This window comes from Desulfuromonas carbonis (assembly GCF_054658035.1).
This window is the reverse complement of sequence record NZ_BAAHXR010000002.1, coordinates 280,354-294,107: the sequence shown is the minus strand read 5'-3', so window position 1 is coordinate 294,107 and position 13,754 is coordinate 280,354. Positions and strand designations below refer to the sequence as shown.

Genomic DNA, 13,754 nt, shown 5'->3' with positions numbered 1-13,754 from the left:
TCAAAGAGCGCGCAGCGCTTCGCTCGGTTCCAGAGTGCTGGCCTGCCAGGCCGGATAGAGGGCCGCCACCCCTCCGACGACCAGCGCCAGCAGGACGGATCCGGCGGCGAGCGCCGGATCCCAGCTCGGGCCATGATGGCCGCCAAAGAAGGGGAGTGCCAGCCAGGTCACCCCGATCCCCGCCAGGTAGCCAAGGACCCCGGCCAGGAGCCCGACGACCAGCGCTTCAAAGAGAAGGATCCGGATGATATGCCAACGGCGGAAGCCGATGGCGCGGAATATCCCAATTTCCCGGGTCCGTTCGGCCACCGAGTTCATCATGGTGACAAAGACCACCAATCCTCCGATCAGGACGACTACCCCGGCAACCGCCAGGGACAACGCCCGGAACTGTTCCAGGGCGTGCATCCGCGAACGCACCACCTGCTGGATCGCCCGCACCTCAATCCCGGGCAGCACGGCTCCGAGCTGTCCCACCATATCGGTCACCGGACAATCACCACAGAGTGCCGCCACTTCGACCAGGCTCAGGCGGCCAACCTTGCCCAGCAGCTGCTGGGCGACCGGGAGCGCCACGATCAGCAGCTGATCGTCCTGAGAGCCGGTTTCGGCGAGAACGCCACTGACGATGAAATTTCTTCCTCCGACTGCAACCTCTCCGCCCGGTGCAAGACCAAGGCGTTTGGCGGCCGCACTTCCAGCGACCAGATCGTTGGCCGCATGCAGCGGTTCTCCGGTCACACTCCACCAGCGTTTCAGATTGAACTCCACGGCCGGATCGACCCCCATCAAGAGCACCTGCTCCCCTTTCACTGCGACTGCACCGAGGACCTTGGGCGCCACCGCGGCGACATTGCGATAATTGGGAATCTCCGCGATCCGGGCCAGGTCGACCTCGGCGATGTCGTGCGCTGCGACGGTAACACCGCCGAGCTCGATCCCGCCGTAGGAGAGGGACAGGCTGTCGCTGCGCGGGGTAAGCAGGATATTCGCTCCGAACTTCTCCAGCTTATGCTCGGCCTCAGCAGTCAGGGCCGCCACCAGGGACATGAGAGTCACCACGGTCGCTACGCCCAGTAATAATCCAGCGACCAGAAAGATCAGACGGCCCTTGCGCCGGCGCAGATTGTTCCAGGCAATCGTGTTGAGCTGCATTATCGATTCCCCCTAGTTTGCAGCCAGGAAGTAGCGGCTCCCGGCTTCGAGATCGGTCGCCTGAATGACCACCTGCTGGCCGCGCACTTCACGGCGCAGGGGAGCTGGGTTACAACCGCCCTGGACTTCATTGACCAAATCGGTGCGGAACTGCTGATTGCAATTGTTGCAGACCATAAAGTCCCCCTCCTGGCGATACCCCTTGCGGGACTTGTAGCAGACATCGCAGCTGTCGAAGGCAGCGTGGATCACCCCGTCGCGGCTCTGCACCAGGAAGAAAGCGATCTCGCCACCTGCTCCGGCGTAGCGGAAGAAGTGGGCCTCCCCCCCGGTTAATGACCCCACCGGAAGAATGACCTGCCCCCCTTTGGCACCAACCAGTCGCGAATGACCGACCCCCATTGGCAGCAACGCCCAGGCGACGGCAATGCCGACAAGAATTATGAGTGTCATGGCGATCAATAGGGGGCGTTTGTTTTTGCGGGGTTGCTGGAATTGGGCTTTCTTTTGTTGACGTCCGTCCATGGGTGGCTCCATAGCTAGGGGGCTGAAGATCTGCTTGGCTGATCCGGATTTTCAGGATTTTTGGTTACAGCACGACCCACCGCAACCGCTTGCGCGTCTGGTGGCATCCATTGCCAGGGAAGGATCAAAGATCGTTACCGGAGTGGCGTCGACCAGGGTGGAATACCAGCGCTCAAAAAAGACCGACTTTTCGTCTGCGTTTAAACCGGTCGGCAGGATATTCTCCCGCAGGTTCTTTTCAATAATCATTTCGTTCTTTACCTGGTGCCGCAGGTTCTCCAGGGTACCGAAACGTTCCGTTACCAGCTTGGCAAAGTCTGGATGGGACTTCCGGATACTATTTAACCGGAGGTCGACCTCACCGTCCTGGACAACCACTTTTTGGATCTCGGCAGCGTTAAGCAACAACTCCCGCTGTAAAAGATCCTGCCACACAGCCTGTTGCAGGGCGGGACCCGCAGTTTGCTCCTTGCCTGCAATGGTCTTACTGCGCAGTGCTAAAGTGGTCTCAAATTCGGCGCGAGAAAGAAAGCGGTTGCCGATCTGGGCGACGTACTTCCCGGCAAGGTCCTGGTGCCGGTTGCGCAAAGCTGCGTATTCGGATACCGAAAGGCGGGCGGCAACCCGACTGGGATAGCCGGCCGCCGAGATGCGCCGGGCAATAATCTCCGCATCGACTTGCTGTGGATCAAATTCGACCCGGCCGCTCCCCCTGGTAACATTGACTTCGATCAGGCCGAGCCCAGGCAGATCAGCCAAGGCCTCGCGCACATTCTCGACACAGGATCCACACGTCAGTTTATCGATGCCGAGTTCAACCAATGCTGCCTGGTCACTCTGCAACTTTTGCGGCCAAAAAAGGCCGACACCTAAGGCCAGGGCAATCACTGCCGTCAGGCCAACCAGGACAATCCATTTCTTCATCATGTAATCTCCCAAGGAAAAATTGAGCCTTTTCGCGTCATGCTCAGGACAACGGGACTCTGCCGTTCAGGAGGCAGCTCAACCATATACACCCTTCGTGCCAGTCGTGAATAACCTTGTAAGTACTTAATTTTCTGATTTTTTTGCAAATCACAAAAAATTTCCGCCGCTCACTCATCGCGCAACGTGAGGAATATTCCGAACCTCCCTGTAGAATTTTCTACAGGTTATGGTCAGCTACCGCCCAGCTTCAATATTCCGTTGCTACCCGCCCGGTTTTCTTTCCCCCGCGATGCAACATAGGTCATGCTAGACTTAAAACCAGAAATTCGAACGACAGGAGGTCCGGATGCCCAATTTGGAACGATGGAAAAACCGCCTCATTGCCAAACTGATCACCCGTTTTCCGCGCCTGGCCGCCCCGTTGCTCGCGGCGCATCTGCCCCAGGAAACGGCGGGCCAGATCCCCTGGACGCCCATCACCAAACCCCTCGGAAACTGTCGTGTTGCGGTCGTCACCACATCAGGCGTCCATCACCGCAGGCAACGCCCTTTCAACATGCTCGATCAGGAGGGCGACCCCTCGCTGCGGGTTCTGGATGGCGCAACCATTTTCGATGACTTCACCATCAGCCACGACTACTACGATCACACCGACGCGGAAAAGGACCTGAACATCGTCCTCCCCCTGCAGCGCTTGCGGGAGTTGGCGCAGGAGGGGATCATCGGGAGCGTCGCCAACGACCACTTCAGCTTCATGGGCCATATCGTCGGCCCCCACCTCGAAACCCTGAAGGAGCGCACGGCCCCGCAGCTGGCGGCCTTGCTGCGGGCCGCAGAGGTCGATCTGGTCCTGCTGACACCGGCCTGAGGCCTCTGCAATCAGTCCGTGGGACTGATCCAGAGGGTGATCGAAGCCGCCGGCATCCCGACCATCGGCATCTCCATCGTGCGCAGCTACAGCGAGAAAATCCAGCCGCCTCGCACCATCTTCCTGCGCTGGCCCTTTGGCCATCCCCTCGGTGAACCGGGAGCGGTGCGCCAGCAGCGGGCGGTGTTGTTCGAAGCCTTCAAGGCCCTCTACTCGATCACCACCCCCGGCGCGATCATCGATCTCCCCTTTGCCTGGCGCCGCTTCGACTACGCCGATTACCGGGAACCAGCCCCCTTTCCCCTCCCCAAACCGATCCAGCCCGCTTCTGGCGCTACGCCCTCGCCTCCCGCGCCGGAATAACCCAGGACAAGGCCAGGGGCTCCCTTCGGCCACCCGATTGGGCCATGGCCGAAGTGCGGTGGTGTTGAAGTGCGGTGGCTGCAAAGATTTAACGGCCTCGGTATACTGGGTAGCATGAAAAGAGTTCACCTGCTAAGGCTCTTCGCATGCCTCACCCTTCTCTGGTTTCCCGCTACCAGTGTTGCAACCGCTGCGGCAAACCTGGTCCGCCATGACCTGACTATTCACCTCAACTCCGAAAATGGAACACTGCAGGGTGTTGACCACATTACCCTGCCGGCCCCGCCCGACCGCTTCCTGAAATTTCAACTTTCTCCATTGGTCAGCGTTGATGCTGTCGAAGTAGCTGGAGCACCTCTGGGCTGGAGTTTTGACAGCGGTCGACTGCAGGTCGGTCCTCTGCCGCCAAACCTTCCCGCGGACGCGACTCTCGCCATCTCCTACCACGGCACCTTTGCCGATCCGGTCCCCCAGGCCCCCCTCAACAACGAAGACCCGAGTTACGGCGTCGCGACGGCGATAACACCGCAGGGAACCTTCCTCGCCGGCGGTGCCGGCTGGTACCCTGACCTTCCTGGCGCAGCCCTGTTCCGAGTCAAGATTACGGCGCCTGCCGGCATCTCGGCGGTGACCGCCGGCCGCCTGGTTGAAAGGGGCGAAACGCCGGAGGGGTTCGTGAGCATCTGGGAAACGGACCACCCCTTGCCCGCCCTGACCCTGGCCGCCGGCAGCTGGTCTTTCAAAGCGGAAGATTACGGCAGCGTGGCGATCTACACCTTTCTCGGTCCGGCCAATGCGCACCTGGCCGACGCTTACCTGGCGGCCGCCCGGAACTGGCTGGAGCTCTACCAATCCCGTTTCGGGCCCTACCCTTTTGCCAAGTTCGCCGTCGTCGAAAACTTTTTCCCCACCGGCTACGGGTTCCCCTCCTGGACCCTGCTCGGCAGCAGCGTCGTCCCCCTCCCCTTCATCGTCACCACCAGCCTCGGCCATGAAATTGCCCATTCCTGGTGGGGGACCGGGGTACGCCCCGACAACAGCCAGGGGAACTGGTCGGAGGGGCTGGCCACCTACGTCGCCGACTACCTGTTCAAGGAACTCGAATCGACCCAGGCTGCCAGCGACTACCGCCGTAAACTGCTGCGCGACTACGCCACTCTGGTCCCGGCTGCCAGGGACTATCCGTTGAGCCATTTCAGCGCGCGCAGGAGCAAACTCGATCAGGCGATCGGCTACGGCAAGAGCGCCATGGTCTTTCACATGGCCCGCCACTTGGTGGGTGAGGACGCGTTCTGGGGAGGTTTGCGGAAGGTTGCCAGGGAGAGGATGTTCCGCCAGGCGAGCTGGAACGATTTCGCTGCGGCCTGGGATCCGAAAGGGAAGCTGCAGCTGGCCGAATTTATTCGGCAATGGGTCGACCGGGCCGGCGCCCCGCAGCTGCGGTTGGCCGATGTCAAACAGGTCCGCCAGGGCCAGGAGTGGATCGTCAGCGGCCAGCTGATCCAGCAGGGTCAGCCCTACCGGCTGCAGCTCCCCCTGCTCCTTGAGACCGAAGCCGGCCCGCTGACCCGGAGCCTGGCCGCCAGCGGGGAGGTCACCCCGTTTTTGCTGCGCAGTCCGTCACAACCACGGCGCCTGCTTATCGATCCGGAGGCGGATTTTTTCCGCCGCCTTGACCCAAGCGAGGTGCCGGCAACAGTCAACAGCCTGCGCGAAGGCCGGGATTTGGTTGTCATCCTCGCGGACGACGTGGATCGCCTGGTCGGTGAGGCCGCCGCGGACCTGCTCACGGGACTTGGCCGCGAGGCGACCTGGTATCGGGAGAAGCAAGCCCTGGCCGCTGACCTCTCCAGGTCTGACCTGCTCCTGGTTGGCTGGCCGCGCTCGCCGGCTTTGCGACCGCAGTTGCCCGGGGAACTCACCATTAATCCGGAGGGTTTCATCCTCAGGGGGGAGTTCTACCCAGATCCTTCTGCCGTGCTCTTCGCGGTCTTTCCCCGCGAAAGAACCCCTGCCCTGCAATGCGGCCTTTTCCTGCCGCTGTCGCCTGCGGGAGCAAAAATCGCCGCCCGCAAGATTCCTCATTACGGCACCTTCAGCTACCTCGCCTTCAGCGAGGGGAACAATCGTTTGAAAGGGGTGTGGCCGGTCACGAGCTCCCCCCTGACTCATCAATTCATCCCTACCAGCCAAGAGGCCGGAAAGCCATGACGATATCCAGACTGAAACACCTTCTATGCATAACGAGTTTGGCCATGCTGCTCTCCCCGCTCCAGGCCGGCGCCCACACCTGGGATGTTAACCAGGGTCAATTCACGACCTTTCCCCGGATGCTGGCCGACCTGGCGAACGCGCGGCTGGTTTTTATCGGCGAGCTGCACGACAACCGCGGCCACCACCAGGCCCAGCTGCAGATTATCCGCGGCCTGCAGCAGGCTGGAATTCCGGTCGCCATCGGCCTGGAAATGTTTCGCAGCAACAGCCAGGAGGCTCTGGACCGATGGACTGCGGGTGGAATGAAGGAAGACCGTTTCCGGGAAGTCTTTGAGGAGAACTGGAGCCTCTGGCCGGTCTACCGGGATATTTTTCAGTATGCCCGGCAGGAAACCATCCCCATGATCGGCCTGAATATCCCACGGGAGATTTCCCGCCAGGTATCCCAGGCAGGATTTTTCTCCCTCAGCCCGAGCCAGCGCGGCAGCATTCCCCTGGTACGCTGCGATGTCGATGAGGCCTACCAGAACTACATGCGCCGGGTCCTCGGCAGCCATGCCCACCAGGGAGTAGCTTTCAAGAATTTCTGTGAGGCGCAGATGGTTTGGGACGCCGTCATGGCAAAACGCCTGATCGAATACCTCGACCAGCATCCGCAGCGGCTGGTGGTCGTCCTCGCCGGGAGTGGTCACGCCTGGAAATTCGGCATCCCCGAACAGGTCCGCCGCCACCTGGACATCCCGATGCGAATCGTCCTGCCGGAAATTCCCGGGCGGATTGAGAAGGGGGATGCGGCGCCCAGTGAGGCCGACTATCTGCTGCTGGGGCCGGAGGAAGGTCCTTTGCACTGACAATAAGAGCGGGAGCCTGGCCGGCTCCCGCTCTTATTTGGCGCGAATTATCCTTGGAACGGGATGCTATAACGGCCTGCTTCAGGGTTCCAGCAGCAGCTCGGAGGTCTGGCCATCGTGGGACAAAACCACCCGGTCGGTCAGGATTTCGACCACGGTAGCGCCGGAGATCACGGTCCCGACCATGACTGGCAGGTCGTCAATGATTGCCATCCGGGAAGACGCATCGCTCTGCCAGACGATTCCGGTCAGCTTCAGGCCGGCAAATTGCCGCAACTGGTTTCTGGCCTCCTTGTGAACCGGTGAAGTGGAAGAGCGGGTCTTGTTGGGGGAGGCGGCAGGCGGCTGCGCTGCGGGGGCGGCAGGTGTCCTGGCAAAATCTTTCTGGGTCCTGGCCACCGACGGTTCTTCCAGCGCGGCAGGGGGAGGGTCCACCGGGGGAGCAGGTTGCGCAACCAGCGGCGTTGCTTCGGGGCTGACGGCCACCGGTTGCGGCGGCGTCTCGACGATGGTCCCACCGGCAAGCGACTCCCGCTGCTCCCCGTCCGGCATCATCAACACCCAGCTACCCGCAATTAGAATGACCAGCAGTAAAATAACCGACAGGATGGTCAGCGGCGAACCGCTCCGGCGTCGCGGAACGCCACGGTGAATATCCAAAGCGAGGTCGACCGTTCGCTCGCCGCGCAGGACCTTTTCCTGTTCGAGTTTTTTCAACGCCTTGAGGATTGAACTCACGGCAGATCTCCAGACCGGGAAGGCAGGGTTTGGGCCTGCAGGGGGATGAACGCAAGGCCGCCAGCCGCGGCCAGTACCTGCTGCCCTTTTTCCCTCGTCCCCAGGTTCTCCAACGTGGTCTGCAACAGCTCTGCGGCTCCATCGTAAAGGCCGCGACGGGCAACCAGCAGACAGGAAGAAGTCTCCTGTGCCCCTTGACTGCGACACCCGACCAGGGGCTGCAACGGCAAGTGGTTTATCCGGCTCGGTATCTCGTGGCGAAAGAGGGCCAGGTCGATCTGGCGATAGCGATAGATCCCCTCGTAAAGTGCCGACTCATTGTTAAAAGATTCAACCTTTACCGGCTGGCCGAGCAACTGGCCGAGGTAATCGCCGAGCAGGACCGCCTGTGCGGGAGTTTCCAGCGGTCCGCTCGCAGCCGGTACAAACCCAAAGCGGAGCGGCCCGGTCAGTTGCGTAAGCGCCGTGGGTGATACCGTTTTCCTGGCAGCAGCATCTGCCGGTTTATCGGCCTTGCCGTTGTCATACTGGGCCCTGGCCATGGAGACCGGGACTGTCTTGTGGGCTAATTCGTCCCCCCGCCCCTTGCCATGCACCAGTGGAAAGCCGGAGTCAACGCCCCCCCGGGCTGGAAGTGGCAAGGTAGCGGTAGGAGCTGCGGCAGGCAGCTCATCCTCCTCCTTTACTTGAATCGGGGCGCCTGGGAGGAGTACGGAGGCTGATTTAAAACCGGCAGCGGGAGGGGCGGCCATCGTCTCGTCCAGGCCAGCAGCCGGGACCGAGGAGGCACTTGCCGAAATTGTTCGCGATTCCGATATGGCCGGCCGCAGGTCCCGGCCTGCTCCGGGGAGGAGAATATCCCAGGCGAAGAGGATTCCGGCCAAAAGAAGCAAAGCGCCGCCGCTGATCGCCAGTAACGGCCACCAGCGACGGTCGCGGGATTGCCGACGCAACTCGCCGATGGCGCGCTTGACCTCGGCGGTGGAGACCTGCCGCCGATCCTCGCTGTAGGCCACGAGCAATGCGCGGTCACAAAGGATATTGATCAGGCGTGGCAGGCCGCCGGAGAACCGGTAGATTCTGCGAAGGGCGCCCGGCGAAAAAAGCTCCCGGTCGCGAACCCCGGCCAGCTCCAGCCGGTGCCGAATATAGGCGCGGGTATCCTCAGCATCGATAGGCCGGAGGTGGTAGCGAACGACAATCCGCTGATTGAGCTGGCGCAGGTCGGGACGATCGAGCAGGATGCCCAATTCGGGTTGTCCGACCAGGACAATCTGGATCAGCTTGTCCCCCTCGGTCTCCAGGTTGGAAAGAAGCCGGACCTGTTCCAGAACCTGGGGGGTGAGATTTTGCGCCTCGTCGATCACCAGGACGACGGTCCGGCCGGCCTGGTTTTCCCGCAGCAGATAATCGTTGAGAGCGTCGAGGATTTCTCCGGTACTGAAACCGGTGACCTCGATGTGAAATTCCCGACAGACGGCGCGCAGCAGTTCACCGGCGGAAAGACTGGGGTTGAAGATGAAAGCGAGGCGGTAATCATCCCCCTCGAGCTGTTCAAAAAGGGTCCGCAGCACGGTCGTTTTTCCGGCGCCGACCTCACCGGTCACCTCGATGAAACCGCTGTGGTTGCGAATACCGTAAAGGAGATGGGCAAAGACCTCCTTGTGGTTTTTGCTGAGAAAGATAAAACGCGGATTGGGGGTGATGGTAAAAGGCTTTTCCGTCAGCCCGAAAAATTCGAGGTACATAGCTTCCAACCTTGTAGGTGCTTGTTTTTCATCGGCAACCGCAATGGCCAATTCTTCATATCCGGCTCGGCCTCGCAACCGAAAAAAGAAGTGGTGACGACCTCGATGGTATCAGCATCATAGTCCCGGGAATCTTTCCCACCGCATTCCCCGCAGGGGAAATGCCCGGTTTTGGTTTACTCCGACGAAGTACCGACTGGCCAGTCGACGCCAAACTGATTGCGATGCAGTTTGCCCCATTCCAGCGATTCGCGGGCATGCCCACTCTTCGATTCAGCAGGATAGCCAATCCCGACGATGGCGAGGACCCGAAGGCGCTCCGGCAGGCCGAGCAGAGGGCGCAGATAATCTTCGGCGGTGCGCCCATCGCGGTGGAGCCGCAGACGAATCTGAGCCCAACAACTGGCGAGTCCAAGGGACTCGGCAGTCAGTTGGAGGATGATGGTGGCAATGGCACAATCCTCGATCCAGACGTCGCTGCGCTCGGGGTCGCCACACAGGACCACCGCCAGCGGAGCACCATCGAGAAAGGCGGAACCATGCGCTTTGGCGCGTGCCAGCGCCTGCAACTTTTCCGCATCGTCGACGACGACAAATTCCCAGGGGTTGCGTCCCCGGGAGGAGGGGGCCCGCAACAGAGACTCAGCCAGGAGTTGCACCTTTTCGGCTTCAACAGGGCGCGGTTGAAACTGGCGGATACTGCGGCGACTTTGGAGCAGGGACAAAAGCATGAAACCCTCCATTAACGGGCTTTGCGGACCTGGATTTCCAACCACCAAGGTATATCGAAGGAAGCCGGTTACTGGTTACCGCAGTTCTGCTCTTCGGCTGCAAGTAATTTCCGAAGTTTGATTAACTTGCGGTCTACAGCTGATTCCACCAGATCGTTGCCGAGCATCCAGGAAAGCTGGCCCACCATGAGGGTCACATCAGCGAGTTCCTCGGCCAACTGGGTGGTATCAATCCGGCGCCGCTTGTAGTGTTTCAGGGCAGCGATCAATTCGGCACACTCTTCCACCGCCTGGTCGTACTGGGCTTCCTCGCCCCAGGTGGCAAGGGTGGCGCGGAATAGAGTTTCGAGTTCGTGGCGGGTAACGCAGGCAAGCGAATCTTCAGTATTCGACAGGGCGCCCCCTTCCCTCCCCGGTTCATCCTTCATCGCGGTCTTTTTCGCTTTCATCGTACTCCGGCTGTCATTCAGCGAGAAACCTGGACTTTACAAGCGCCGATACCGCCTTGAACTCCGGAACGTCGGCTGCCTGCAAGAGTTGAAAGACGGCGGTCTCGGCGGTCGTAATGACAGCCCCGGCCTGGCGGGCAAGTTCCAGCGCATTGCGGTAATCGCCCTTCCCTCTGGAGATGATAGCGTCCCTGACCAGATGGACATCAAACCCACTCGCGAGCAGTCCGAGGACCGTCTGGTAGACACAGACATGGGCCTCCATGCCAACGACGATAATCTGCGAGCAGCCGAGCTCCTGCAAGCGCTGATTAAAAGTTGTCTCACCACAGCATCCGAAGCTGACCTTCTCAATCGCAGGCCTTCCGCCGGCTCCGGCAAGCTCAGCAACGGTATGACCCAGCCCCCGGGGATATTGTTCCGTCACGGTCACCGGGACCTTCAGCAGGTCACAGCAAGCGACAAGAAATGCGATACTTTTCAGGGTTTCCCGATAAACCTTCTCCGGCATGCTCGGAACCAGCCGCTGCTGGACGTCAATTACCACGAGGCCAACGCGGCTTCTGTCGAGCTGAAACCGTGCAAGGGGATTGGTCATCTTTATCTTCCTTTCAGAAGCTGGATTTGCCCCCATCGGCAGGAACGAAAGCGAAGGCGGCTTGAACGCATTATGCGGGAGGAGAGCGCCGGATTGCAAATCATGAATTGCCCGGGCAGAGGGAATCGGCCTGGAGGGGAAATCGTAAGGCGAGAGGAAAAGGGGTCAGCGCCATCAGGAGAAGGGAAAACTATAGACATGTTTGCATAGAAAACAATGCAAAAATTGCACGGAAAGGGTCATTCAAGGGTGGGATATCACCCCGGTGGCGCAGGGAAGTGCCAAATCAGGCTTCTGTTTCCAGCTCGCCGCCAGCCTCGATTTCACAGGGCAGACTCGTCTCCATGCAGATCCCTTTGAGCAGGTCAAAAGAGAGACATAACCCGGCAACAATCTCCTTTTCCTGCCGCTTGCAGCTCTCAAAACCGGAACTCGCCTCTTCCATATCGGCATCTCCTTTTTTGTCATTGGGCGGCAACAGTTCCCCGGTACTTTTCCGAACCGGATTTCCAACCTGGGGAGCAAATGCCGTACCAAAGATCCGGCGCCATTGTTTGGCTCGGCTTTTTGTCCACCCACTGGCGCCTGCCCGGGAAAAGGAAGTAGCACTGGAAAAGTCGTTTCATTTTCAGTCCTATCCTGTTTCAAATAAATAAATTTCTTAAGAACCTGTTTTAAAGTTAATTTTTTCTATAATTTTTTTGATGGTTCTTCGACGTAACTATTTGAAATTGGCTATTGACAGGAATAAAACGTCGTATTATTTTGTCAGACAATCTGGAGTATTTCCGGAATTATGAAAATCAGGCATCCCGTTTCGGGAGGAGGGTGATGTGCCGGTACGAGGCAAAGAAACCTACTGTATTCATTCGGTTGAAAATGCCCTTGCTCTCCTCGAAGCCCTCTGCGAGGAAGGCGAAGAGGTCAGCCTCTCCGGGTTAAGCGATCGCCTCGGCATGACCAAGGCCAGCCTCTTTCGCCTGCTGGCGACTTTTGAAAATCGCGGATATGTCGAAAGAGAACCCGGGTCAAGAAAGTACCGCCTGGGCATGGCCGCCTATGAAATCGGGCAAAAGTTTCTCTCCCACATGGGGCTCCTGCGCAAGGCACGCCCGGTCATGGAACAGCTGGCCCGGGAATTCAACGAAGCAATCTATCTTGTCGTCAGGCGGGGTGATGAAGTGCTCTTCCTTGACATGGTCGACAGCACCCAGCAGGTCAAGATCGTCCCTCTGGTAGGACGTCGTTTTCCCATTGAAACGACAGCGGCAGGGAAGATATTCCTGGCCTTCGATCTTGACGGGGCGGGGCTTAAAAGCACTCCGCCGAAAAAAGCGACGAAACCGGTCATCAGCAGGGAAGATGCAAACCAGGTTCGGCAAACCGGTTTCTGTATTGACCAGAGCTGCATCGGCGACGGAACCACCTGCATCGCAGCCGCACTGTTCAGTGGCCCCGGAGAAGTCGCCGGTGTCCTCGCCCTGGTCGGACCGGAATTCCGCATGCCAGGGGACCGGGTCAACCAGGTCCTTCTTCCGGCCCTTTCCATCGCCAAGGAAATGGTCTCCTCCCGCCTGGGCTACCTGGGGCATGTTTTTGGGGAAAAACATCTGAGCTGAACGGAACAGCAACCACGGCCCGAGGCTTCAGATCCCCTTCCGACAACGGCCCGCTGGTGAAGTTATTCGGAGCGAAACTTACAAAACATGTTACCGTAACTCGACTTTCACCGCAGTAATTTACTCTTATAATTTCTTTTTAATAAATGAAATTATGCTTAAAATTCCAATGGTTTTTTAAATTTTTATCTCATACAAAACATGGTTATATTTTTATTGACAACGAGTCGACAACTGGCATATGTTGTGGTAGATTTTTGGCGAAAAGGTTTTACCCAGCGAAACGATTTTTTTCTCACCGAGATTTAATTTGAGTATTTTTCGCAACAAGGTGTTTTTTCGGCCAGGCATTTGAAAACTGAAGACACAGTGTAAACTGTTGGCATCTCTCTACGTTCTTTTATTCTTTGAGCCGGATCCAGCATCCTTCTCCCTGACGGCCAGGAGCACCTCTTCCCGACCTGCCACGGGAGCAGGCAATCAGGCAGACGCAAAGGCTATTGATGGATCGCTCGCTTTACCGGAGGGGAAGGAACAGTCAGCCGCCCCCTCCATTAACGAAATTTCAAATCAAACAACAGAGAAAGGAGGTTGCCCACGAACTGAATTGCCCATCAGCTCCATGGTTATCAAGGAAAACCTAATCAGTTCACAACCACCAAAAACGGTATCACGGCAACATCTAATTTGACGAGAGGAGGCTATTCATGCAACACGATAGCATCGGTTACTGGAAGGCAACACTGGGATTGATCAAGCTCGTTTTGGTCATCTGGTTCGTGGTTTCCTACGGCTTCGGCATCATCCTGGCACCAGCCCTCAACAGCATCCATCTTGGCGGCTACCCGCTCGGTTTCTGGTTTGCCCAGCAGGGATCCATGTATATTTTCGTGGCGCTCATCTTTTTCTATGCGAATCGGATGGGTAAGATCGACGAAAAATTTGACGTTCACGAGAACTAGGGAGGT

The 13,754-nt window shown here is 58.7% G+C and carries 15 protein-coding genes; 6 read left to right on the top strand and 9 right to left on the bottom strand.

Going from position 1 to position 13,754, the window contains the following annotated elements; genetic code table 11:
* The 3 genes from ACYQ8E_RS03640 to ACYQ8E_RS03630 all read right to left on the bottom strand — a co-directional run bounded on the left by ACYQ8E_RS03640 (position 1) and on the right by ACYQ8E_RS03630 (position 2,607).
* Positions 1-1,155 (bottom strand): ABC transporter permease, encoded by a 1,155-nt coding sequence (locus tag ACYQ8E_RS03640; protein ID WP_066727116.1) that lies wholly within the window; start codon positions 1,153-1,155, stop codon positions 1-3.
* Between the two features lie 12 nt (positions 1,156-1,167).
* On the bottom strand, positions 1,168-1,608 hold the full coding sequence (locus ACYQ8E_RS03635) for a DUF2318 domain-containing protein (protein ID WP_231875311.1): 441 nt from the start codon (positions 1,606-1,608) through the stop codon (positions 1,168-1,170).
* Positions 1,609-1,731: 123 nt separating this feature from the next.
* The gene (locus tag ACYQ8E_RS03630; protein ID WP_066727112.1) at positions 1,732-2,607 is read right to left on the bottom strand and encodes a cation transporter; all 876 of its coding nucleotides are present in this window, start codon (positions 2,605-2,607) and stop codon (positions 1,732-1,734) included.
* Positions 2,608-2,953: 346 nt separating this feature from the next.
* On the opposite strand from ACYQ8E_RS03630, the gene ACYQ8E_RS03625 reads away from it, so the two are divergent.
* The 4 genes from ACYQ8E_RS03625 (at position 2,954) to ACYQ8E_RS03610 (ending at position 6,903) form a co-directional block, all read left to right on the top strand.
* Positions 2,954-3,475, top strand: a complete 522-nt coding sequence (locus ACYQ8E_RS03625; protein ID WP_066727110.1) for a glycine/sarcosine/betaine reductase selenoprotein B family protein — start codon at positions 2,954-2,956, stop codon at positions 3,473-3,475.
* Between the two features lie 18 nt (positions 3,476-3,493).
* Positions 3,494-3,838: a hypothetical protein gene (locus ACYQ8E_RS03620; RefSeq protein ID WP_082820277.1), complete on the top strand. Its 345-nt coding sequence runs from the start codon at positions 3,494-3,496 to the stop codon at positions 3,836-3,838.
* Positions 3,839-3,952: 114 nt separating this feature from the next.
* A complete protein-coding gene (locus tag ACYQ8E_RS03615; RefSeq protein ID WP_066727108.1) occupies positions 3,953-6,049 on the top strand; it encodes a M1 family metallopeptidase in 2,097 nt (698 codons plus the stop codon).
* A gap of 44 nt (positions 6,050-6,093) precedes the next feature.
* Positions 6,094-6,903 carry a ChaN family lipoprotein gene (locus ACYQ8E_RS03610; RefSeq protein ID WP_066727106.1) on the top strand — a complete coding sequence of 270 codons (810 nt, stop codon included), beginning with the start codon at positions 6,094-6,096 and terminating at the stop codon, positions 6,901-6,903.
* A gap of 81 nt (positions 6,904-6,984) precedes the next feature.
* Here the strand turns inward: ACYQ8E_RS03610 and ACYQ8E_RS03605 are convergent, their stop codons facing one another.
* The 6 genes from ACYQ8E_RS03605 to ACYQ8E_RS03580 form a co-directional block, all read right to left on the bottom strand.
* Positions 6,985-7,641: a hypothetical protein gene (locus ACYQ8E_RS03605; RefSeq protein ID WP_066727104.1), complete on the bottom strand. Its 657-nt coding sequence runs from the start codon at positions 7,639-7,641 to the stop codon at positions 6,985-6,987.
* On the bottom strand, positions 7,638-9,389 hold the full coding sequence (locus tag ACYQ8E_RS03600; RefSeq protein WP_066727102.1) for an AAA family ATPase: 1,752 nt from the start codon (positions 9,387-9,389) through the stop codon (positions 7,638-7,640). Before ACYQ8E_RS03600 ends, ACYQ8E_RS03605 begins: the two co-directional genes overlap by 4 nt.
* A 176-nt stretch (positions 9,390-9,565) precedes the next feature.
* A complete protein-coding gene (locus ACYQ8E_RS03595) occupies positions 9,566-10,120 on the bottom strand; it encodes a nitroreductase family protein (RefSeq protein WP_066727101.1) in 555 nt (184 codons plus the stop codon).
* Between the two features lie 68 nt (positions 10,121-10,188).
* Positions 10,189-10,569: a nucleoside triphosphate pyrophosphohydrolase family protein gene (locus tag ACYQ8E_RS03590; RefSeq protein WP_231875310.1), complete on the bottom strand. Its 381-nt coding sequence runs from the start codon at positions 10,567-10,569 to the stop codon at positions 10,189-10,191.
* A 13-nt stretch (positions 10,570-10,582) separates the two neighbouring features.
* Entirely contained in the window at positions 10,583-11,167 is a 585-nt protein-coding gene (locus tag ACYQ8E_RS03585; protein WP_066727099.1) for an isochorismatase family protein, read from the bottom strand.
* A gap of 286 nt (positions 11,168-11,453) precedes the next feature.
* The gene (locus ACYQ8E_RS03580; protein ID WP_157471853.1) at positions 11,454-11,612 is read right to left on the bottom strand and encodes a hypothetical protein; all 159 of its coding nucleotides are present in this window, start codon (positions 11,610-11,612) and stop codon (positions 11,454-11,456) included.
* Positions 11,613-12,000: 388 nt separating this feature from the next.
* Here ACYQ8E_RS03580 and ACYQ8E_RS03575 point away from each other — a divergent pair, with 388 nt between their 5' ends.
* Both ACYQ8E_RS03575 and ACYQ8E_RS03570 read left to right on the top strand, forming a co-directional pair.
* A complete protein-coding gene (locus ACYQ8E_RS03575) occupies positions 12,001-12,786 on the top strand; it encodes an IclR family transcriptional regulator (protein WP_459860119.1) in 786 nt (261 codons plus the stop codon).
* A 707-nt stretch (positions 12,787-13,493) separates the two neighbouring features.
* A complete protein-coding gene (locus ACYQ8E_RS03570) occupies positions 13,494-13,748 on the top strand; it encodes a DUF4212 domain-containing protein (RefSeq protein ID WP_066727095.1) in 255 nt (84 codons plus the stop codon).
* Positions 13,749-13,754: the final 6 nt, after the last annotated feature.